The organism is Desulfovibrio aminophilus DSM 12254 (genome assembly GCF_000422565.1).
GTDB classification, from domain to species: domain Bacteria; phylum Desulfobacterota; class Desulfovibrionia; order Desulfovibrionales; family Desulfovibrionaceae; genus Aminidesulfovibrio; species Aminidesulfovibrio aminophilus.
On the sequence record NZ_AUMA01000011.1, the window covers coordinates 126,751 to 148,557 of the forward strand.

The 21,807-nt window shown below is 66.9% G+C and carries 19 protein-coding genes; 9 read left to right on the plus strand and 10 right to left on the minus strand.

All coding sequences use genetic code 11. From position 1 onward, the window contains the following. Positions 1 to 33 precede the first annotated feature (33 nt). Genes H587_RS0109580 through H587_RS19675 form a run of 5 tightly spaced genes read left to right on the plus strand, consistent with a single transcriptional unit; the run spans position 34 to position 5,334 of the window. Entirely contained in the window at positions 34 to 2,223 is a 2,190-nt protein-coding gene (locus tag H587_RS0109580; RefSeq protein ID WP_027176087.1) for a molybdopterin-containing oxidoreductase family protein, read from the plus strand. Beyond that, positions 2,223 to 2,969, plus strand: coding sequence for a 4Fe-4S dicluster domain-containing protein (locus tag H587_RS0109585; protein ID WP_027176088.1), 747 nt, complete (start codon positions 2,223 to 2,225; stop codon positions 2,967 to 2,969). Before H587_RS0109580 ends, H587_RS0109585 begins: the two co-directional genes overlap by 1 nt. 4 nt (positions 2,970 to 2,973) lie before the next feature. Then, the gene (locus tag H587_RS0109590; RefSeq protein WP_027176089.1) at positions 2,974 to 3,723 is read left to right on the plus strand and encodes a formate dehydrogenase subunit gamma; all 750 of its coding nucleotides are present in this window, start codon (positions 2,974 to 2,976) and stop codon (positions 3,721 to 3,723) included. Positions 3,724 to 3,734: 11 nt separating this feature from the next. Then, complete coding sequence (locus tag H587_RS0109595) at positions 3,735 to 4,829, plus strand: rhodanese-like domain-containing protein (protein ID WP_027176090.1); 1,095 nt, start codon at positions 3,735 to 3,737, stop codon at positions 4,827 to 4,829. Between the two features lie 49 nt (positions 4,830 to 4,878). Continuing rightward, a complete protein-coding gene (locus H587_RS19675) occupies positions 4,879 to 5,334 on the plus strand; it encodes a rhodanese-like domain-containing protein (RefSeq protein WP_051202620.1) in 456 nt (151 codons plus the stop codon). Here H587_RS19675 and H587_RS19680 read toward each other — a convergent pair. Continuing rightward, a complete protein-coding gene (locus tag H587_RS19680) occupies positions 5,331 to 5,906 on the minus strand; it encodes a TorD/DmsD family molecular chaperone (protein ID WP_027176091.1) in 576 nt (191 codons plus the stop codon). The genes H587_RS19675 and H587_RS19680 overlap by 4 nt on opposite strands. A gap of 33 nt (positions 5,907 to 5,939) precedes the next feature. Here H587_RS19680 and H587_RS18045 point away from each other — a divergent pair, with 33 nt between their 5' ends. The 4 genes from H587_RS18045 (at position 5,940) to H587_RS0109625 (ending at position 10,375) form a co-directional block, all read left to right on the plus strand. Further along, complete coding sequence (locus H587_RS18045; protein WP_051202621.1) at positions 5,940 to 6,212, plus strand: metal-sensitive transcriptional regulator; 273 nt, start codon at positions 5,940 to 5,942, stop codon at positions 6,210 to 6,212. A 162-nt stretch (positions 6,213 to 6,374) separates the two neighbouring features. Next, positions 6,375 to 7,625, plus strand: a complete 1,251-nt coding sequence (locus H587_RS18050; RefSeq protein WP_051202622.1) for an ABC transporter substrate-binding protein — start codon at positions 6,375 to 6,377, stop codon at positions 7,623 to 7,625. Next, positions 7,622 to 9,616, plus strand: a complete 1,995-nt coding sequence (locus H587_RS0109620; RefSeq protein ID WP_027176093.1) for an ATP-binding protein — start codon at positions 7,622 to 7,624, stop codon at positions 9,614 to 9,616. The genes H587_RS18050 and H587_RS0109620 overlap by 4 nt, the downstream gene beginning before the upstream one ends. 18 nt (positions 9,617 to 9,634) lie before the next feature. Continuing rightward, on the plus strand, positions 9,635 to 10,375 hold the full coding sequence (locus H587_RS0109625) for a response regulator (RefSeq protein ID WP_027176094.1): 741 nt from the start codon (positions 9,635 to 9,637) through the stop codon (positions 10,373 to 10,375). Here H587_RS0109625 and H587_RS18055 read toward each other — a convergent pair. The 9 genes from H587_RS18055 to H587_RS0109670 all read right to left on the minus strand — a co-directional run bounded on the left by H587_RS18055 (position 10,279) and on the right by H587_RS0109670 (position 21,767). Continuing rightward, positions 10,279 to 11,262 (minus strand): transposase, encoded by a 984-nt coding sequence (locus tag H587_RS18055; RefSeq protein ID WP_245560857.1) that lies wholly within the window; start codon positions 11,260 to 11,262, stop codon positions 10,279 to 10,281. The genes H587_RS0109625 and H587_RS18055 overlap by 97 nt on opposite strands. Positions 11,263 to 11,271: 9 nt before the next feature. Next, positions 11,272 to 12,159, minus strand: a complete 888-nt coding sequence (locus tag H587_RS0109635; protein ID WP_027176095.1) for a formate dehydrogenase accessory protein FdhE — start codon at positions 12,157 to 12,159, stop codon at positions 11,272 to 11,274. Positions 12,160 to 12,273: 114 nt separating this feature from the next. Continuing rightward, positions 12,274 to 13,059, minus strand: a complete 786-nt coding sequence (fdhD, locus tag H587_RS0109640) for a formate dehydrogenase accessory sulfurtransferase FdhD (protein WP_027176096.1) — start codon at positions 13,057 to 13,059, stop codon at positions 12,274 to 12,276. 66 nt (positions 13,060 to 13,125) lie between these two features. Further along, positions 13,126 to 15,771 carry an ATP-binding protein gene (locus tag H587_RS20245; RefSeq protein ID WP_169432765.1) on the minus strand — a complete coding sequence of 882 codons (2,646 nt, stop codon included), beginning with the start codon at positions 15,769 to 15,771 and terminating at the stop codon, positions 13,126 to 13,128. 285 nt (positions 15,772 to 16,056) lie between these two features. Beyond that, positions 16,057 to 16,782 (minus strand): hypothetical protein, encoded by a 726-nt coding sequence (locus H587_RS0109650; protein WP_034609030.1) that lies wholly within the window; start codon positions 16,780 to 16,782, stop codon positions 16,057 to 16,059. A 2-nt stretch (positions 16,783 to 16,784) separates the two neighbouring features. Then, a complete protein-coding gene (locus tag H587_RS0109655) occupies positions 16,785 to 18,041 on the minus strand; it encodes a sulfite exporter TauE/SafE family protein (RefSeq protein WP_027176097.1) in 1,257 nt (418 codons plus the stop codon). A gap of 179 nt (positions 18,042 to 18,220) precedes the next feature. Further along, positions 18,221 to 18,676: a response regulator gene (locus H587_RS0109660; protein WP_027176098.1), complete on the minus strand. Its 456-nt coding sequence runs from the start codon at positions 18,674 to 18,676 to the stop codon at positions 18,221 to 18,223. Between the two features lie 176 nt (positions 18,677 to 18,852). Continuing rightward, a complete protein-coding gene (locus H587_RS0109665) occupies positions 18,853 to 20,277 on the minus strand; it encodes a sigma-54-dependent transcriptional regulator (protein WP_027176099.1) in 1,425 nt (474 codons plus the stop codon). Then, a complete protein-coding gene (locus H587_RS0109670) occupies positions 20,262 to 21,767 on the minus strand; it encodes an ATP-binding protein (RefSeq protein ID WP_245560858.1) in 1,506 nt (501 codons plus the stop codon). Before H587_RS0109670 ends, H587_RS0109665 begins: the two co-directional genes overlap by 16 nt. Positions 21,768 to 21,807: the final 40 nt, after the last annotated feature.

Here is a 21,807-nt window from a genome sequence, read left to right on the forward strand (position 1 = left end):
GGCCGCGTTTCCCCATCAGCAAAGGGAGAGATCATGACGGCGGACAGGGGCAAGCAACTGAGCAGGCGCGACTTCCTGCGCGCGGCGGCGGCCACGGCGGCCACGGCCTTCGGCGCTCCGGCCCTGCTGCGGCCGGCCCGGGCGGCGGGCTCCGGGCCCAAGGCGGCCTGGGAGTCCAGGTTCTCGGCCTGCGACATGTGCTTCAACCGCTGTGGGCTCATCGCCCGGGTGGAGAACGGGACGGTGGTCAAGCTCGACCCCAACCCCAAGTTCACCAAGTCGCGGGGCATGCTCTGCGCCCGTGGCAACGCGGGCATCGCCCAACTCTACGACCCCGACCGGCTGAAGTACCCGCTGTTGCGGGTCGGGGCGCGCGGCGAGGGCCGGTTCAAGCGCATTTCTTGGGACGAGGCCCTGGATCTGGCCGCGTCCAAGCTCAAGGAGCTGGGTGAAAAGTACACCCGCTGCGGCACGCTCTTCACGGCCGGGGCGGACCTGCAATCCCAGTTCGTGAACCGCTTCGCCGAGGCGTACGGCTCCTTCAACGTCACCTCGCACGAGTCGCTCTGTCTGCTGAGCGGCACCCGCGCCTTCCTGGACACCTTCGGCGAGGTGCCGTTCCCGGATGTGCTCAATTCCCGCTACATCGTCATGGCCGGGGCCAATCGCCTGGAGGCGTTGGTCACGCCGGACAGCATGGACCTGGTCACGGCCATGCGGCGGGGCTGCAAGCTCGTGTACCTGGACCCGCGCTTCACCAAGACCGCGGCCCTGGCCACCGAGTGGCACGCCATCCGTCCGGGCTCGGACATGGCCTTCATGCTGGCCCTGGCCCACGTGATCATCCGGGAGAAGCTCTACGACGAGGCCTGGATTTCCGAGAAGGTGTACGGCCTGGAACAGTTGGCCGAGCATGTCCGGCCGCACACCCCGGAATGGGCCGAGGCCGAGACCGGCATCCCGGCGGCCGACATCGCCCGCATCGCCCGCGAACTGGCCGCCGCCGCGCCCGAGGCCATGGTCTACCCGGGGCGGCGCACCTCGGACTACACGGACTCCACCCAGATCCGCCGCAGCTTCGCCATCGTCAACGCCCTGCTGGGCAACTGGGACCGGCCGGGCGGCCTGCTGGGAGCCCGCGCGGTGGGATTGCGGCCCGTGCCCCTGGAAGCCCCCTGGTACGACGACAATCCGTCCGAGCGCGTGGACGGCGGCATGGCCCCGATGCTCTTCGAGCACGACGGCTCCTTCGTCCTGACCCGCGAGGCCGTGCTCTCGGGCAAGCCCTATCCCATCAAGGGCTGGTTCGTGTTCAAGACCAACCCCATGGCCACGGCCCCGGATCGCGAACGCACCCGGGCCATGATCGAGAAGCTGGATTTCATGGTCGTGGTGGACATCACCATGAGCGACACGGCCTATATGGCCGACCTCGTGCTGCCCGCGCCGAGCTACTTGGAGCGGCTCGACCCGGCCTCCGGACTGCAGGGCTCCAGCGCCTGCGCCTGCGTGGTCTGGCGCGATCCCGTGGTTCCGGCCCTCTACGAGTCCCGTCCGGTCTTCGACATCGTCAAGGGCCTGGCCGCGCGCCTGGACCTGGCCGAGCATTTCGACTTCACCATCGAGGAATACCGCAAGCGACAGCTCGGCGGACTGCCCGGCGCGGAACAGGCCCTGGTCAAGGACGGGGTCTACTACAACCCGAGCAAGGTCTACGGGCTCTATGACCGCCAGGCTCACAAGACGCTTTCGACCAAGATCGAGATATTCAACCAGCGCTACGCCCAGCTCGGCCTGGACCCGCTGCCGGTCTACACGCCGCCCAGGAATCCGCCCGCCGGGCGTTTCCGCCTGGTGGTCGGCCGCGACGCCACCGTGACCCAGAGCAGCACCCAGAACAACGCCCTGCTGCACGAGTTCACCCCCGAGAACACTCTCTGGCTGCACCCCGACGCGGCGCGGGGCCTCGGCGTCAAGAACGGCGACATGGTCCTGGTCGAGAGCGCGGTGGGCAAGGGAGAACTGCGGGCCGAGGTCACGGCCGGAATCCGGCCCGACACGGTCTACATGCTCTCCGGCTTCGGCGTGCTCTCGGACGGCCTGTCCCTGATCAAGGGCCGGGGCGCGAGCATCAACGCCCTGCTGGAGAGCGGCCACGACCGGATCACCGGCAACGCGGCCATGCATGAAACCTTCGTCACGGTCAGCAGGAGGGCCGCCTGATGCCCAGCCGTTTCGCCATGGTCGTGGACTCCTCGCGCTGCATCGACTGCAAGGGCTGCATGGCCTCCTGCAAGGTGGCCAACCGCGTGCCCGACGGGCACTGGCGCAACTGGATCAAGCGCACGGTCCCGGACTTCTCCCAAGGGCCGCGCACCCGTATGCACTTTCAGCCCGGCGGCTGCATGCACTGCGACAATCCCACCTGCGTGGCCGCCTGTCCCACCGGGGCCACCTTCAAGGACAAGGCCACCGGCGAGGTGATCATCGACCGGAGCCTGTGCATTGGCTGCGGCAACTGCATCCCGGCCTGTCCCTATGGCGCGCGCTATCGCCATCCCGAACTCAAGGTGGCCGACAAGTGCGACTTCTGCCGTGAGCGCCGGGAGCACGGCCTGGAGCCCGCCTGCGTGGACACCTGCCCGACCAAGGCCCGGGTCTTCGGCGACCTCGACGATCCGGATTCCGAGGTCTCGCGTCTGCTGCGGGAGAACCAGGGGAAGGTCGTGCGCCTGACCAGCGCGGGCACGGACACCAAGCCGAACATGTACTACCTGGGCGGCACGGCTCCCCGTGACTGGCCCGTGGAGCCCCGCGAACCGTCGTCCATGACCGCCCTGGCCTCCCTGGCCGGGCCGCTGGTCAAGGGCGCCGTGGCCCTCACCGGCCTGGGCGTATTGGCCATGCTCGGACGGCAGATCCTGATTTCGCGCGGCGCGGAATCCTCCGAAACGAAGCACAAGGAGTAGCGGCATGGAAACCTACAAGCGCCACGACCGCTCGGACATCGCCATCCACTGGTTCAATGCCGCCTGCTGGCTGCTGCTGTTCGTCACCGGCGTCGGCCTCCTGGACAACCCGCGCCTCAATCCCCTGGGAGCCTGGTACCCTGCCCTGTTGCGGGGGCTCTTCGGCGGCGGGGGCAATCTGCTGGCCGTCCACGTGGCCCTGGGATTCATTTGGATCGCCGGGTTCGCGGCCTATCTGCTGGTCAACCGCGCCGGGGCGCGAGCGTTCCTGGCCGAGACCTTTCGGGTGTCGCCGGAGCGTGACCTGCCCTGGATGTTCAAGAAGATGGTCCTCATGACCCTGGGCGAGAAGGGGCTCGCGCCGTTCAAGGTTTCGCCCGAACTGCCGCCCCAGGGCTTCTACAACATGGGCCAGAAGGCCTTCGGCCAGGCTTCGGTGCTGGGCGGCGTGGTCCTGGCCGTCACCGGGGTGGTCATGTTCCTCTCGGACAAGCTCTTTTCGGCCCAGCTCACCTGGCTGGTGTCCTGGTCCGTGACCGTCCACTATCTGGCCGCCGGGCTGGTTTTCGCCGGGCTGCTGGTCCACGTCTACATGGCCGCGATCTCGCCGGAGGAGCGGCCGGGCTTCCGCTCCATGTTCACGGGCGTGGTGCCCGTCACATACGCCAAGCACCACCACCGGCTCTGGTACGAGACGGTCTCGACCGAAACCGCTGGTGCGAACGTCGACACGCGCGAAGAACGTCAACACTGAGAGGTAGGGAAATGAACAGGTTCAAGCGTTTCAGCTGCCTGGCCACGATCCTGGCCCTGATCCTGGTCGCGGGCTGCGCCGCCAAGCGGCCGCCCCAGGCCGACTGGGTCTACCCCAAGCAGGTGACCATCGAGGAGATCAAGCCCCTGATCACCGTGCCCAATCCCGAAGGCGTGGTCATCATCGACTCCCGGCCCTACGAGACCAAGCACGTGCAGGGCTACATCCCGACCACCAGGAGCATTCCGGCCAGCAAGTTCGACGCCATGACGGACCAGCTGCCCAAGGACAAGAAGGCCCGCTTGATCTTCTATTGCGAGGGCTGGGAGTGCAAGCTGTCGCACCAGTCAGCGTTCAAGGCCGAGAAGCTCGGCTATCAGAACGTGCAGGTCTTCGGAGGCGGTTATCCCGAGTGGGTGGCCAAGGGTGAGATTCCGGCCATCGGCGTGGAGCGCCTCAAGGAGATGATGACCAAGGGCGAACCCTTCCTGCTCGTCGACTCGCGTCCGGCCGTGAAGTACGCCGAGGGCTCCATCCCCGGCGCGGTGAGCATCCCGGACTCGGCCTTCGACAAGTTCTCCGGCATGTTGCCCCGGGACAAGAGCGTGCCCCTGATTTTCTTCTGCGGCGGCTTCGACTGCCCGCTGTCGCACAAGTCCGCGGCCAAGGCCAAGGCCCTGGGCTACAAGAAGATCATGATCGCCGAGGCGGGCTATCCGGCCTGGGTCAAGCTCTATGGCGCGGGAGCCGCCGCTCCGGCCAAGGCCAAGGCCGACGACGGAGCCATGGACGCGGCCGCCTTCCAGAAGATCATCAAGGAGAACCCCAAGAGCATCATGCTCATCGACGTGCGCGACGAGGCCGAATTCAAGGCCGGGCACCTGCCCACGGCCGTGAACATCCCGGTGGACCAATTGGAGAAGAAGGCCGCCACGCTGCCCAAGGACAAGCCCATCGTCTTCATCTGCGCCACGGGCGCCCGCAGCGGCGAGGCCTACTACATGATGAAGGACGTTCGTCCGGACCTCAAGGACGTGCATTATCTGGAGGCCACGACCAAGTTCCGCAAGGACGGCACCTGCGACATCACGCCCAACAAGAAGTAAGCCCGACGGGCCGGGGAGCGCGTCTTCCCGGCCCCGTCATGGAAATCGTATGACCTTCCGCGTCCTTCTCCTCGTCATGTTCCTCCTCGCCGGGGCCGGAAACGCCTGGTGCGCCGAAGCGGTCCCGGCCTGGCTGGAGGAGGCCCGGGCCCAGGCCGCGCGCGAGGGGTACACCCTCATCGACCGCGCGGGAGTTCAGGCCTTGCTGGGCGGAACGTCGCGGCGGGTGATTCTGGATGTGCGGCCCGGCTACGAGTTCGAGGAGGGACACATTCCCGGCGCGGTGAACCTGGAATTCGACCTCGGCGACGAGCGCGGTCTGGCCCCGGCCAAGCGGGGCGACCTGGTGGGACGGCTCGGCCCGGATCGGAGCGTGACCGTGGTGGTCTATTGCCGCAGCCTTCAGTGCGTGCGCAGCGCCATCGCCGCGCGTTGGGCCGCGCGTCTGGGCTATGCCGACGTGCGGCGCTACGTGGGCGGCTGGCGGGACTACTCGACGCCCTAGTCGGCCAGGGCGTCGAGCGCGACCAGAAGCAGGTCTGCGGCCCTGGCGAAGACCGGCGGCGGATCGGCGGCGGCCAGAGCCTCCCGGAAGCGTCCCAGCCAGGGGCGCATGACCTCGGCGGCGAAGCGCCCTGCTTCGGCTTCTCGGCCTTGGGCCAGGAGTCGCCGGAGATAGTCGAGTTCCACGCAGAGGTGGTCCGGGGGTTCGCCGGAGGCGGGCTCCAGGCCCTCGGCCTGTAGGAGGCGGCGCATCTCCTGGGCCGGGGGGCCCAGCACGCGGCGCGGGCCGCCGTCGTGGCAGGAATGATGGAGCGGGGCGGGGACGCCGTCCTTGGCGCTGATGAAAAGGGCCACGTGGACGGCGGCAAGCCTGTCGGCCTCGGCCGGGGTCAGGGGCACGGGAAACGCCTCGACCAGGGCCTGGAGCGGGGAGCCCAGACGCGGATCGTCGGACGCCGCCCGGGCCAGTTCCCGGAAGCCCCGGTCCAGATCCGGCCAGCGATCCGGGGCCGGGCCCCAGAACAGGGATTGCAGGCCTCCCAGCAGAGCGTCCAGGAAGACCGGGTCCGTCATGCGCGGCCCCCGTCGGTCGAAGCGGAGGAGGAAATGAGCGGCGGCGTGAACGATTGCGAAAGCCTGCGCCAGGACGTGCTGGCCCGCATGCGGCGCATCGAGGGCCAGGTCCGGGGCGTGGCGGGCATGGTCGAGCAGGGCAAACCGTGCGCCGAGATTCTCGTCCAGATGCGCGCCGTGCGCTCGGCCTTGCGCGCGGCCAACGGCGTGATCCTGCGGCGCGCCCTGCTGGACTGCTCCGGCGCCCTGGAGGACCGGGATCCCGAAAAGCTCATGCTGCTTCTCTCCGATTTCGTGGACTACTGAACCGCCTTTGGTCCGTTTCACTTCTCTTACCCGCATACCCCCTTCGGCTCAAGGCTGATCGACCCCGAAAAAAGCCTTTCCGGCTTGAGGTTTCCCGGCATCCGTCGTACATGGAAACGGATTCGAAACCGCGCGACGCGGGGGGCGTCGAAGGGAGGAACGATGGCGGTGACGGCGCGTCTGGCCCTCTGTCTGGCCGTGGTCCTGCTGCTCGGGGCCTGCGGCCCCGCGCGCGAGGCCGCCCCGCGTCAGAACCGGACCCCCGGGGTCACGGACACCGAGATCGTGCTCGGCTCCTCCCTGGCCCTCAAGGGTCACGCCGGATTCCTCGGCACCCAGACCCTGCGCGGGGCCCTGGCCTACCTGAACGAGGTGAACGAGCAGGGAGGGGTTTTCGGCCGCGGGATTCGGGTCATCGCCTACGACGACTCCTACGACCCGCCCCGCTGCTTGGCCAACACCCAGAAGCTCATCATCGACGACGACGTCTTCGCCCTGTTCTGCTATGTGGGAACCCCGACCACGGTGAAGATCATCCCCTTGGTGACCGAGGCGCGCATCCCCCTGGTGGGCATGTTCACCGGCGCCAACGCCCTGCGCGAGCCCTTCAACCGCTATCTGATCAACGTGCGCGCCTCCTACTACCAGGAAACCAAGAACGCCGTGAGCCATCTGGTCAAGGGACTGGGCCTGAAGCGCATCGCGGTCTTCTACCAGTACGACGCCTTCGGCTTCGACGGGCTCACCGGCACGGAGCTGGCCCTCAAGGAGTTCGGCCTGGAGCCCGTGGCGCGCGGCTCCTACGTGCGGGGCTCCCTGGACGTGGAGGAGGGGCTTTCCCGGATCATCAACTCCGGGGCCGAGGCCGTGGTCATGATCGGCACCTACGAGCCCTGCGCCAAGTTCATCCATCTGGCGGCCGCGCGCGGCTTCAAGACCATCTTCTACAGCGTCTCCTTCGTGGGGGCCGAGGAGCTGGCCAGCCGTCTGGCGGGCCTCGATGACGAGATCGTGATCATGTCCCAGGTGGTGCCTCCGCCCGAGGGCGTGGCGGGCACCCGGCCCGAGGACATGTCCGAGTACGTGCGCCTGCTGCGCAAGCATTTCCCCGGCGACCGGCCGAATTTCGTCGGGCTGGAGGGCTACGCCAACGCCCGCGTCCTGGTGGAGGGACTCAAGCGCGCCGGGCCCAGGCTCACCCGCGAGGGCTTTCTGGACGCCGTCGAGTCCATCCGCGACTACAGCCTGGGACCGGGCATGTCGGTGTCCTTCGGGCCCGGCGGGCATCAGGGCATGGAGCGGGTCTATTTCACCCGGCTGGAGAAGGGCTCCTTCGTGCTGCTCCACGACTGGAGCGCCCTGGGCAAGGCCTTTCAGGCCGCCCGCTCCGGGGCTGCGGAGAGCGCGCCATGAAGACCCGCTTCGCGCGCATGAGCCTGAAGAACAAGATCCGCTTCTCGATCCTGGCCGGGATCGTGGCGGTGAGCGTGGCCGTGGCCCTGCTCACGCGCTGGATTCTCGTCTCCTCGCTCACCGGCGAACTGATCCTGCGCGGCAGCGCCATCGCCCATTCCGTGGCCGAGCGCGGCGGGGCCTTCGTCCTGGACAAGGACACCCCCAAGCTTCTGAGCCTGATCTTCGACGAGGCCAAGCTCATGGAGCGCGACCGGCTGGTGGCCTACATTTTCGTCGTCGGCCAGCATGGTGACGTTCTGGCCCACACCTTCACCCGATCCTTTCCCGGGGAGCTTGAAAAGGTACGCGGGCTGACCCCGGAGGACGGCCGGATGGTGAGCGACGTCTTCCTGGACGACCGCGAGGTTTCGGACATCGCGGTGCCCATCAAGGAGGGCCTTTATCGCATCGGCACTGTGCACGTGGGCCTGTCCCAGGACCACATCGACCGGCTGGTGGCCAAGCTGCGGATCACTTTCCTGGGGTTCATCTCGCTGATCATCCTTCTCCTCTTCTTCATTTCTTCCCGCCTGTCGCGCAACATCACCAAGCCCCTGACCCGACTCACGCGCATCTCCGACGAATTGTCCCGGGGCAACTTCGACATCACCCTGGATCTGGCGGGCCAGGAGGAGGGCTGGAATCCTTCGTCCTGCCCGGCCTATGCGAACACGGACCTGCCCTGCTGGAACCTGGACGAGACCGGAACCGCCGAGCGGCCCCAGGATCCGGAGAGCTTACACACCTGCCGCCAGTGCTCCTTCTACCGCAAGCGCGAGGGCGACGAGGTGGTCCAACTGGCCGACTCCTTCCGCAACATGGTCTGGAGCATCAAGCTCTACCGGCGGCGGCTCTCGGAGTCCGAGGACAAATACCGCTCCCTGTTCGACGCGGGACCGGACCCGGTCTTCGTGGTGGATCTGGCCGAAGGGACGATCATCGACGCCAACCCCCGGGCCCTGGACCTGTACGGCTATCCCAAGCAGGAACTGATCGGGAAGTCCTTCCTGGATCTGGGCCCGGAGAGCAACCGCGAGTTCCTGGCCCAGTTCCGCGCCTCCGGGGCGCCCTCCGGCGGCTGCGTCTACCGGCCCAAGATGATCCACTACCGCAAGGGCTCCCAGCCCTTCTACGTCAACGTCCACGCCTGTCCCACGGCCTACCGGGGGCGCAACGCGGTGATCCTGGCCGTCACCGACGTGACCGAGATGATGGAGAAGGACGCCCAGCTCATCCAGGCCAGCAAGATGAAGTCCCTGGGCGAGATGAGCGCGGGCATCGCCCATGAGCTGAACCAGCCCTTGAACGCCATCAAGATGGGCAGTGAATTCTTCCTGCTCATGGCCGAACGCGACCTGGAAGTCTCCCGGGAACAGTTCGCGGAGGTGGCCCGGGAGATCAGCCTCCAGGTGGACCGCGCCGCCGAAATCATCCAGACCCTGCGCTCGTTCGGCCGCAAGGCCGAGCTGGTGCGCGAACGCTTGGACCCCAACGTCCCGGTTCGGGCGGTGCTGGGACTGGTGGGCCGTCAGTTCGAGCTGGACAGCGTGCGCTTCGAACTGGACCTGGACGACGACCTGCCGCCGATCATGGCCCAGAGCAACCGGCTTCAGCAGGTCTTTTTCAACCTCGTGACCAACGCCCGGGACGCCATGAACGAGCGCGCCGCGGCTGAGGGGCCGTCCTTCCGCAAGGTTCTCCGGCTCTCCTCGCGCCTGGAGGGAAACCGCGTGGTCATCGAGGTGGAGGACAACGGCCCGGGCATCCCCGAGGACTTCCGGGAAAAGATCTTCGAGCCCTTCTTCACCACCAAGGAAGCTGGGCAGGGCATGGGACTGGGTTTGGCCATCAGCTACGGCATCGTGCGCGACTATGGGGGGGACATCCGCATTCAGGTCCGCCCGGGAGAGGGAACGGTCTTCAGCGTCAGCTTCCCGGCGCGGCCCTGAAACAAGGACGGAAGAGGCATGGACAAGGACAAGACGGTTCTGCTCATCGACGACGAGAAACCCACGCTGCACATGTTCCGGCTCATGCTCGGAGTCTACGGCTACGGCGTGCTCACCGCCGAGGACGGCGAGGAGGGCGTGGAGATCTTCGCGGCCAACCGTCCGGCCCTGGTCATGACGGACATCAAGATGCCCGGCCTGGACGGCATCGAGGTGCTCAAGCGCATCAAGGCCCTGGACCACCGCACCGAGGTCATCGTCATCACCGGCCACGGCGACATGGACTTGGCCATCGAGGCCCTCAACCTGGACGCCACGGACTTCATCAACAAGCCGGTGCACCGGCACGCCCTGGAGCAGGCTCTGAAGCGTGCCGAGGCGCGCATCGCCCTGACCCGCAGCCGCGAACGGGAAATCATCGTGCAGGATACGGAAGAGGCCGCCGTCATTCGTTTCCAGGGTAACGTGACCTCGCACTGCGAGCCGTTTCTCCAGGAGGCCTACGCCAAGGCCACGGCCTTGGGAAGGCCGCTTCTGGTGCTGCACTTCGAGGACTCGGCTTCGATCAACGGGGCGGGCATCTCCTGTCTGACCCAGGTGGTGGGCATGGCCCGGGCCGCCGGAATACGGCTGGCCGTGTGCGGGGTGTCGGGGAATTTCCGTCAGGTGTTCGAAGCCGTGGGCATCGCCGGGCCCTCGGATTTCCACGAGGACGTGGAGGAGGCCTTGGCCGCCGCGCGTCCGGTCCCTCCGGCCTGAGACCCGGCGGCGGGCAGGTCCGGCATGAGCGCGCAGAGGGCCTCAAGGAAGAGACGGCAGAGATCCTGGTCGCGCCGGTTGTAGCGGAATTCCAACTCCTTGAGATAGAGCGGGAAGCGCTGGGGCGAGAGCCCCTTGTAGCGCTTGATGCGCTCCTGGGCGAAGGTCCAGAAGGCGTGTTGCTCGGCGTCCACGTAGGGAATCCGGTCGTAGTTGCTGATGTAGCGCAGGGGCAGGGCTTCGTCGGCGCAGAAGACCAGGGCGTGGTAACGGCGGTAGCGGTCCGTGTAGATGATGTTGTTCATGCGGATGAGCTTGAGCTGGAAATTGGCGTGGAAGTGGAACACGGTTTCGGCCTCGATTTCCGGAACGAGGTCCACGAAGACCAGACCCCCCTCCTCGATGAGCCCGAAGACCGGCACGCGCCCCGGCGGCAGGTCGCCCGGCTGGCCCGTGAGCTTGCGGCCCTGGATGCACTCGCCCAGGCCGGTGGCCGGGCCCAGCAGGAGCCGGGCGTCCAGGGCCTGGACCAGCAGGGCGTAGCGCAGGGCGGTCAGGGCCTTGTAGGTGGCGTTGTAGGAGGCTCCGATCTCTTTTGCGATGCCGTGGGCCGTGGCCTCGTTCGCGAACAGATCGGCCAGTCGCAGCCATTGGCGGCAGGATAGCCCTCCGTTGTTGATCCAACGTCCGGTGAACTCCTGAAAGGTGTAGCGGCAGCCGCCGCAGCGCAGGCGGCCCTCGGCCAGATGATAGACGCGGCGGTCGTTGCAGCGCGGGCAGAAAGGCACCCCGTCGGGGTGGCAGAGCCCGCGCAGCAGGGCCTCCGCCGCCTCTTCCGAGGCCGAGGCCCGCGCCACGTCGGGGGACGAGGGGAGCCGCGCCGCCATGTCCCGTCCCTAGAAGCCCCAGGCCGAGAGCGTGGGACGCCGGAAGCCCTGTTTCTGGGCCAGATAGTCCAGGGGCAGGGACTCCAGATCGTCGAGCACCGGCACGGACGGACGGTCCATTTCCCGGAAATCGGCCGTCTTCATGTACGAGCGGCAGGAATCGCAGACCTCCACCCGATAACCGGGGATTTCCTGGACCGTGAAGGAGCGTGAGCCCTGCGGGTCGGCGTGGTCGCAGAAGGGGCAGGCCAGACGCCGGACGCGGTAGGAGGTGCGGCAGAAGGAGCAGGTGACTTGGCGTCGGCCTTCCTTGCCTTCGAGATTCGAGATGAGGGGCAGGCTGCCGCAGACCGGGCAATGGCCGTGCTGCCGGGGCGTCTCCAGGTCGAGGCCCTCGGCCAGCCGGGCGGCCGCGGCCGCGAGGCCCGGAGTGAGCGCCGCCTGGACCAGGAAGTTCAGCACACGAGGGGCGTTGGGCGTGCGCTGCCCGAAGGCGGCGAACCATGCGTCGTCGCCGCTCAGGAAGGCGTCCAGGGCCTGTTCCAGGTCCAGTTCCCCGGATTCCCGGGCCGTGCGGACGACCCCGGCGGCCTCTTCCAGGTCGCCGCCCAGTTCCGTGAGCAGATTCAGGAATTCCTCGAACAGGACGCGGGCCAGATCGCGGTCGACCGGGAAGGATTCCCGGGCCAGGAGAGGCCGTCCCTGGAGGTTTTCCTCGGGCGAGGTCAGGACGGCCGGGTCCGGGACTTCGAAGCGGGCCGCGGCTTGGGCTTCGCCCTGACGGCGGGCCACCCCGCCCACCAGGCGTACCAGCTCGGGGGGAAGGTATTCGTTCTCCCGCAGTTGGCCGAGCTTTTTTTCCAACCCTGCCACGATGTCTTTCGGGTCGGTCGTCATTGTTCCCCCTTGGTAGGACATGGTCTTTCAGCTTAAGCGCAATCCGGTTCGGAAACAAATCTCCGCCTATTGCGCATGTTTTGGCACCAAACGGAATGGGAACAAAGGAGGGCGCTAGAGTCCGGCGATCCGTCCGGCGGCGTTGTAGACCCAGAGCCCGTCGTCCTGAATGTTGCCCACCAGGGTGATGCCGATCTCCCGGGCCAGCTCCACGGAGAAACGGGTGGCCACGGCCGTGGAGGCCAGCACCGGGACGCCGATGCGCGCGGCCTTGAGCAGGATCTCGGAGGCCACGCGGCCGGTGGAGACGATCATCTTGTCCTGGGTGGGAATGCCCTCCAGGAAACATTGACCCACGATCATGTCGATGGCGTTGTGCCGTCCGATGTCCTCTCGAAAGATGAGCATCTCGTCCGGGGTGCAGAGGGACGAATTGTGGCAGCCGCGCGTGCGGGAGTAGAGGGTGGAACGCGCGTGCAGCTCGGCGGCCAGACGCAGGAGTTGTTCCGGGCTCACGCGCAGGGGGGCGTCGATGCGCCGTCGGGACACGGTGGCCACGTTGCGGTCGAAGTTGGTGCCCTTGCCGCAGCCGGAGGTGATGGAACGTTGGATGGTTCGGCCCTCCAGGGGGTCGTGGCGTGTCTCCACCTCGGCCAGGATGCGGTCCCCCCGGTCCTCGATGCGCACGCCTTTGAGCTGGCTCGGGTCGGTGATCAGAGCGTCGGATTTGCAGAAGCCCACGGCCAGGTATTCCGGGTGTTTCGCCGTGCAGAGCAGGGTGACCACCTCGCGGCCGTTGAGCAGGATGGTCAGAGGCGCCTCGCGGATGGCCTCGATGCGTTCGCGTCGAAAGCCGTGCGGTCCGAAGGCGTCGATCTCGTATTCGTAAGCGTCGGGCATGGCGGACTCCCCTGGTGTCCCGCGAAGATAGCGGAAATGCCGCCGCGGATGCAACGCCTTCCGGGGTCAGCGGGAGAGAACCCGGTCGATGGCCTGGGCCAGGGCCTCCACGGTGAACGGTTTGGCCACGAAGTCGTCCATGCCGATCCGCAGGAAGCGGTCGCGGTCGCTTTCCATGGCGTAGGCGGTGAGCGCGATGATGGGGATGCGCGGGTCGCGGCAGCGGGCGCGGCCGTCGCGGATGGACTTGGTGGCCGTAATGCCGTCCATGACCGGCATCTGCACGTCCATGAGGATGAGATCGAAGTTCTCGCGTTCCAGGGCCTGGATGGCTTCGGTGCCGTTGGTCACGGCCGTGACCGAATGGTCCATGCGACCGAGAACCTGGCTGGCGAACATGCGGTTGACCAGTTCGTCCTCCACCAGGAGGATGCGCAGGTTCTTCCTGGGCTTGCGGGCCGCGGCCGACTGGGCGGGAGCCGGCGTCCCGACGCCGGGCAGGCTGAAGGGCACGCTGACGGTGAAGGTGCTGCCCTGGCCTTCCGCGCTTTCCAGACGGATTTCGCCGCCCATGCGCTCGACCACCTGACGGGCGATGGACAAACCCAGGCCGGAGCCGCCATAGCGTTTGTTCAGGTAGTGCTCGGCCAGTTCGAAGTTCTCGAAGATGTGCGTCTGGGCCTGGGGCGGAATGCCGATGCCGGTGTCCCGCACGGCGAAGGTCAGGCGGCTCCGGCCCTCGCCCTCCGGGGGGCCGGAGTCGGGAAGCACGGAAACGCTCACGGAGCCCGAGGGGGTGAAGCGCAGGGCGTTGGAGAGCAGGTTGTTGAGCACCTGGCGCAACCGGAATGGATCGCCCAGCAGGCGTTCCGGCAGTCCGGCCCCCCGGTCCACGTGCAGCGTCAGCCCCTTGAGCCGGGCCTGCACCTCGTAGGTCCGCAGCAGGGGATCGAGCACCTCGTCCAGATGGAACTCCCGCTCCAGGATCTCTGCGGAACCGGCTTCGATGCTGGCCATCTCCAGAAGGTTGTTCACGGTCTTGTGCAGGCTGTCGGCGCATTGCCGGGCCATTTCGAGGTTGCGCCGCTGCTCCGGGTCCAGGGTGGAGGCGAGGAGTATCTGGAGCATGCCCAGGATGCCGTTGAGCGGTGTGCGCAATTCGTGGCTCATGTTGGCCAGGAACTGGGTCTTGGCCTCGTTGGCGGCCTCGGCCTGGCGTTTGGCCTTGAGCAGTTCGCGTTCGGCGTGCCGTCGCTGGGTGATGTCGCGGGAAAAGCTGGCCAGATGCGTCACCGCACCCTTTTCATCGGTCACGGGGTAGATCCGCAGGCGGTAGACTCGGTCGCCCACCTCCTCGTCGAAGACGCGCGGCTGGCCGGTGCGGGCGGCCTCCTTCAGCTTGATGCGCCGCAGTTCCGCGGTTTCCACGGGCAGGGAGTCGAAGATGAGCGTGCCGGTGAGTTCCTCGGCGCTGGCGTTGCGCCGCTTGGACGCGATCTGGTTGGCGGCGAGAATGGTCCCGTCGGGGGAGAGGAGCATGACCGAGTCGGTGGTGGCGTCGAACAGAGCCTGGATGCGGCGTTCCTTGTCGCGCAGCTCGGCCATGTGGGCCTGGCGCTCGTCCTCGCGTCGGGCCAGGGATTCGGCCATGGAGTCGAAGGCCTGGCCGAGGATTCCCAACTCCCCTCCGCCTTCGCCCATGTTGTTCCGGACGGTGAAATCGCCTTGGCGGATGCGTTGGGCGGCCTGGGTCAAGGCCCGCACCCGGCTGAGGATGAAGCGATTGCCGTAGAGCCATGTCAGCACGAGCACGAGGGCTCCCGCCGCGCCGATGCCCAGGAGGTTGCGCCAGAGGCGGCCGTCCACCTGCGCGAACACGGCCCGGCTGGGGATGCCGATGCGCACGAAGACGTCATCCGCGCCCTTGCCGAGGCGCAGGCGTTTGACCGAGTATAGGCGCTCCACGCCGTCTCGGTCGAGACCCGTGGCGTTGGCCTCGTCGCCGCGCTTGATCAGTTCGAGGAACAGGGCCAGCTGTTCCGGCGGCAGCAGGCGCGAGGTCAGGGTCTCGTCCCCCTGGGAATGGAAGAGCAGGGAACCGTCGGACTTGGCGATGGAGAAGGTGGAGCCCGGCGGGAGGTTGGCCTGCTCGAAGCTCCGGCCGTAGATGGAGAGGTCCACGACGACGGCCAGCAGGGCCGCCAGACGGTTGTGCTCGTCGCGCACGGGTTGGCAGAAGAAAAGGATCGAGCGTCCCTCCAGCACCCCGGCCCAGGAAAGCTCCGTGCCCGGATTGCGGTCCACCAGGAGAGGCGTGTAGGCGTGACGGATGTCCAGCGCCCGGCGGGATCCGGAGCTGAAGACCTCGCCGCCCGGCGTCATGGCCAGGATGTCGGCATATTCTGGATTGTCGCGCAAAAGATCGGCGAAGAGAGGATCGCAGGCCGCGGCGTCGAGGCGCCGAATGGCCGGATCCCTGGAGAGGGCGGCCAGGATGCGGTGGGCGTAGTCGGCGGCCTGTTCCGGGCCCCCGGCCAGAAGGCGCATGACCCGCAACGCGTCTTCCTGGGCCCGCAGGGCCGCGTCCTCCCGCTCCTGGACCGCGTTGTAAAGCGCCAGTCCCAGGACCGGGCAGAGGGTCAGCAGCACGAGCACGACCAGCAGGCCGCGCAGGCTGAATCGACCGAACGCCTGCCCTAGTCCTCGGGGCATGACCGAGGGCCTTGGGCGTTGCGGGATGCGCTCGAGGGGCCCGGAGGAGTCTCCTCCTCCCGGAGCCCGCGGAGGGCGCGGCGCATGGCGTTTCTGCTCTTCATGGCGCAGTCCTCTGGGAGTTCCCCGGCCGCAGGGTGTTCCGGCGTCCGCTGTGTGCTGTGTAAGATATTGTTCCTGAAAAAAGAAGGCCCTCCATCCCGCAAATGCCGCCATCCGGGCCAAAAAAAGACGGGCCCCCGGAGCGTCCGGAAGCCCGTCCATGGAGGCGCGTTGCAGGTACGCCTACACTTCTTCCTTGGCCTTGGCCTTTTTCATGGACAGGCCCACGCCGTCGAAGAGTTCGAAGATCGCGAAGCCGTACCACAGCGTGTAGACGACATAGAAGACCAGCAGGCCGGTGAGCACGCCGGCCTTGTCCAGAACCCGCTGGGCCGGAATGCCGTAGAAGTTGAAGGCCGGTTCGATGGCCTTCCTCATGACCAGGTCCACGCCTTGGGCTTCCTTGATCAGCTTCTGCTTCTGCAGGGGCTTGATCATGGCGTTGAGCATCTCCCACCAGGCCGTCATGGCTTCCTTTTCGTTCATGCCGCGACGGCTTTGCACGGCGGCGCCGTCGTTCTTGTACATGGAGTCGGCGTCCTCGATGGCGGCGGCCAACAGGGCCGGCAGGTCGCCCTTCACGGTCAGCTCGCCGGGGGCCTTCTCAGTCAGCGTGAGCCCGGCCTTGGCGCCCAGGGCGATCATGGCTCCGGCCAGTTCGGCCTTCTTGGGCTTGATGGTCACGTCGACGGCCGCGCCCTGGATGGGGGCGATCTTTTCCCGAACTTCGGGGATGAAGTAGGAGGAGCCCTTGGAGAGCTTGTTGAACAGGTCGTCGGCGTAGGACAGGCCGTTTTCCGCGACGCCCCGGTCGGTCTTGAAGATGGGGGTCAGGATCAGGACGAAGACGACCGCGAAGGAGCCCAGCAGCAGGACGCCCTTCGTGAAGCTTTTCTTGTTGTGCAACATGATTAGGCCTCCCCTCTGAGCTTGCCGATGTTGGCGAAGAACTTGCCGAACACCCAGATGCCGAAGAAGGCCACCACCACCCAGAAGATGATGTTGCCCACGAATTCGACGTTGGCCACGAAGGACTTGGAGAGGTCGACCATCTCCAGTTCCGTGAGCTTCTTGGGCAGCGTGGCGGCGCGGTTGATGAAGCCCGCGATGATCGAGACGGCGTAGAAGCCGCGGATGTGGACGCCCTTGACGACCTTGGTGGTCAGGGCGCCGATCTGGATGCCCAGGAGCGAGCCCAGGAGCATGCCCATGGCCAGGGTGTAGAAGACGAAGCCGTAGATCGCGTACTGGGCGATGGCCGCCAGACCCGCGGTGAAGATGATCTGGAGGATGTCGGTGCCCACCGTGGTCATGGAGGACACGCCGAAGATGTAGACGAACATGGGGAAGGTGACGAAGCCGCCGCCCACGCCCATGATGGCCGCCAGGATGCCGACCACGGCGCCGCCGGCCGCGACGATCCAGCCGGAGATCCGGCGTCCGCCGGGAACCAGATCCTCGTCGAAGGTGATCATCGGCGGGATCTGCATGTTCTGGAGCTTCACGGCCAGGGCCGTGGTGCCGCCGCCGCCGCCGTGGGCGTCGCCGCCACCGCCGGGCTTGCGGCTGGCCTTGAGGAAGTCGAACAGGGCGTAAAAGCCGAGGAAGCCGAGCAGGATGGCGTAGATGGAGCTGATGAACAGCTCGGAGAGCAGCGGGTCTTTGTTGTACAAGCCCTTGTTGATCGCGCCGCCCACGAAGGTGCCCGCGCCCGAACCCACCAGGAAGGCGATGGCCAGCTTGGTGGAGACGTTGCCGAGCTTCTTGTGCACCGTGGTGCCCATGATGGCCTTGGCGAAGATGTGGAAGAGGTCCGTGCCAACGGCCAGGATGCCCTTGATGCCCGCGGCCATGAGCGCCGGGGTGATGATGAAGCCGCCGCCCGCGCCGATGCAGCCGGTGATCAGACCGGCCGCGAGACCGACGGCGATGGAGACGAGAAAGATCTTCGTGGAGTAGAAGGCCGGAGCGTAGGCCGTCTTGCCGCCCAGGAAGTCGCCCCCGCCGGCCATGGCCAGGCCGAAGAAGAGGCAGGGCAGCGCCAGCAGAAGCAGCAGCAGGAGCTTCTTGCGGCTTTTCAGGATGGACATGGACACCTCGAGATCCCACTTGGCGTGGGCCACCGAGGCGGCTTTCATGAATTCATAGAGTTGTCTTCCGAATCCCATGGAATTCCTCCTCCTTGCCGAATCCGTCCAGAGTTCCGTTTTCCTCGAATGGCCTTGGCGTCTCCGCTTCCGCGCCTCGGCCCGAGCCGTTACCGATTCGGGAGCGCCCCCGCTCCCGGGATGGACCATCGTTATGAAAGGCAAGACGTGTGCCAGAATGCACAAGCATGTCGATTATTCTATTCTTCCTGGAATGATTGATCTTTTTCGTCGTCCTCGTTCGCGCCGTCCCGTCCTTCGCCGGCGGCCTCTGTCAGCATTCTTTCCACCCCGGCCTCGAAGCCGTCGGCACGGAGCAGGGTGAGCACGGCGGACAGCAGGCGCGAGGGGTCGCCGGTCTTTTCCACCAGCGCATGGGCGCAGACGATGCCCGCTTCCGGGCCGTCCCCGGGGTAGGTTTGGACCACCACCGGGCAGGCGGGGCAGAGGTCCGTGGCCCAGCCCGGTCCCCCGGCCAGGGCTTCGGCATCGCAGATCAGGAGGGCCGGTTGTCCGCCACGGGCCAGGAGTTCCCGGGCCTGATGACGGTCGCGGGCCTGGAGCGCCCGCACGCCGAGAACCTCCAGTTCGCGGGCCAGAAAGGCTCGGACCCTGGGGTTGCGGTCCACGATGAGCACACAGGGAGCGGCGGTCATGAACGGCGCACCTCGCTGCCTGGGCCCAGGCAATGGGTGTGCCACCAAGATGTCTGCGGCAAGATGCTGAAATTTCGAATATAAATTTGGAGTCCGCGCGGGTCGTGGGCTGCCGTCGGTGTCAGGATTCTTTACACTTCGTCAAGAACGAAAAACCGAACCGGTTCGGGAGGCGATCAGGAAACCTGGGCCCCGATGCGCAGGCCGTACTTCTCGATGCGGGCCAGCAGGGTGGGGCGGGACAGGCCCAGGAGCCTGGCCGCGCGGGTGCGGTTGCCGCCCGTGATCTCCAGGGCCTCGCGGATGACCAACCGGCCTACGTGGTCCATGAGCTGGTCGAAGGCGTTTTCGCCCGCCTTCTCGGTGAGCGTGCGGCGCACGAAGGAGGCCAGGGTTTCGCCGCCCTCGGACTCGGCGGACGCGGTCCCGGCGCACGATCCGCCCACTGCCGTGAACACGTCCTCCCGGGTGAGCGGGGCACCCCGGCTGAAGATGAGGGCCTTGTGCAGGGTGTTGCCCAATTCGCGCACGTTGCCGGGCCAGGGGTGGGAAGCCAGGGCTTCCACGGCCTCGGGGGTCAGGCCCGGGTTGGGCATGTCCATGTCCCGGCTGAAGCGGGCCAGGAAATAGTCCGCCAGGAGCGGAATGTCCTCGCGCCGTTCGCGCAGGGGCGGCAGGTTCAGGGTCACGACTTTGAGCCGGTAGTAGAGATCTTCGCGGAAGCGGCCCTCGGATACGGCGGCTTCCAGGTCGCGGTTGGTGGCCGCGATGATGCGAACGTCCACGGGGATGGGCTCGCGGCCGCCCAGGCGTTCGATCTTCTTCTCCTGGAGCAGGCGCAGGATCTTGGCCTGGATGACCAGGGGCATGTCCCCGATCTCGTCCAGGAACACGGTGCCGCGGTTGGCCTGCTCGATCTTTCCCACGCGCCGGGCGCTGGCCCCGGTGAAGGCTCCCTTTTCGTAGCCGAACAATTCGCTTTCCAGGAGGGTTTCCGGGATGGCCACGCAGTTGATGACCAAAAACGGCCGATCCGCGCGCAGGCTGTGCTGGTACACGGCGCGGGCCACCAACTCCTTGCCCGTGCCGGACTCGCCCCGGATGAGCACCAGGGCGTCGGTGGGCGCGGCCCTGCCGATGGCCTTGTAGACCTCGTTCATGGCCTTGCCCGTGCCCACCAGGGCCTCGCCCCGCTCGGCCTCGACCGAGGGGCCCAGGCCCACGCGGCCGCGCATGAGCGCCCCGGCCTCCAGGGCCCGGCGGATGAGATCCAGGATGTCCGGGATGTCGAAGGGCTTGAGCACGTAGTCGAAGGCCCCCATCTTGGTGGCCTCGATGGCCGTTTCGGTGGTGCCGAAGGCGGTCATGATGATGGCCTGGAGCTTGGGATCGACCTTGCGCATGGCCTGGAAGGCGGTCAGTCCGTCCATGCCCGGCATGCGCACGTCCATGACCACGAGGTCCGGGGAACGCTCCTCCACCATGCGAAGCCCGGCCTCGCCCGAGGCCGCCGCGCGCACCGTGTGCCCCTCGCCGGCGAGCAGCTTCTCGAAGCTCTGGCGCAGGTGCAGGTCGTCGTCGACGATCAGGATCTCAGCCATGACGTGTCCTCCTTGCAGGGCAGGGCCAGGACGAAGGTGGCGCCCTTGCCTTCCACGGAGTGCAGGTGGAGCCAGCCGCCGTGCTCCTCCAGGATGCGTTTGGCGATGGGCAGGCCCAGGCCCGTGCCTTCTTCCTTGGTGCTGAAGAAGGGCTGAAAGACCTCCTCGCGCAGTTCGGGAGCGATGCCGGGGCCGGAGTCGGTGATGCGGATGACTACGGCCCGCCCCAAGGGCGGAACGATGCCCTTCTCCTCGTTGATGACGATGTGGCCTCCGTGGCCCATGGCGTCGCAGGCGTTGAGCAGGAGGTTCACCAGGGCCTCCTTGAGCTGTTCGGGGTCAACATCCACTTCGGGCAGGGGATCTTCGCGGTTGACGTCCACGTCCACGCCGAAGGACTCCAGGCGGTGGCGGAGCAGTTGCAGGGTCATGTCCACCACGGCCGAGGGGCTGATCCGCTGGATCTTGAGCTTGGGCCGCCGCGAGAACTCCAAGAAGTTGCGGATGATGGTGTCCAGGTGCTTGATCTCGTCGGCGATGACCTCGAAGTCCTCTTTCTGGCGCGGGTCCAGTTGCAGGCCGCGTTCCAGGGAGAAGAGGCGCATCTTCACCGAGGTCAGGGGATTGCGGATGCTGTGGGCCACGCCCGCGGCCAGCTTGCCCACCAGGGCCAGCTTCTCGGTCTGGCGCAGGGTCTCCCGGCTCTCGGCCAGGAGCGTTTTGGCCTTGTTCACGTCCTCCAGCAGGGTTCCCACCCGGTCGGAGAGCGCGCCCACCTCGTTGAACAGGGCCCCGGGCGAGGGTTGGGGCGTGTCGGCGGCCAGGCGGCGGATGGGCGCGAGGATCTGGCGGAAAAGCACCCAGCAGAGGCCGAAGCCCAGGATCACGGTGAGCACGATGGCGGCCAGGGACAGGCCAGTGACCACCCTGGCGCGTTCGCGGTAGGTCGAACTGGCCTGGGTGATGCTCTCGTTGTGGATCTGCTTGTAGCGTTCGGCCAGGGCCGTGATCTGGAGAAACTGTTCACGGATGAGCCAATGTTTGGCCTCACCGTCGGTTTTGCGGCCTTCGCGGTAGAGCTGGATGACCTCGTCGCGGGCCCCGGCGTAGCGGAAGTATTCCGACTCGATGCGGTTGAGGATGCGGCGGCCCTCGTCCAGGTTCTCGGTCTCCCGGGCGCGGCCGAGCCAGTTTTCGAAGGCCCGGCGTTGCACGTCCAGCTTCTTGATCCATTCCTCGTCGCTGGTGAGCATGTAATAGGTCACGTAGCCCTTCTGCATGACGAAGGCGTTCTCCAGGGCCTGGGCGGCCAGGAGCGGGGCGACCTCGTTTTGTTCCAGCTCGGTGAAGATGGCCTGGGTGCGTTCGGCGTAGAGGAAGGTGTAGACCGCGCCGGCCGTGGTGGCCAGCATGAGGCCCACGAGCAGCGCCGCGATGCGCGCCCGCAGGCTGAACCAGCCCGGACGGGCCTTGGAATGCTGATCGGACACGCGAATCCTCCCGGGTCTGGCGATTGGGCTAGCGCAAATC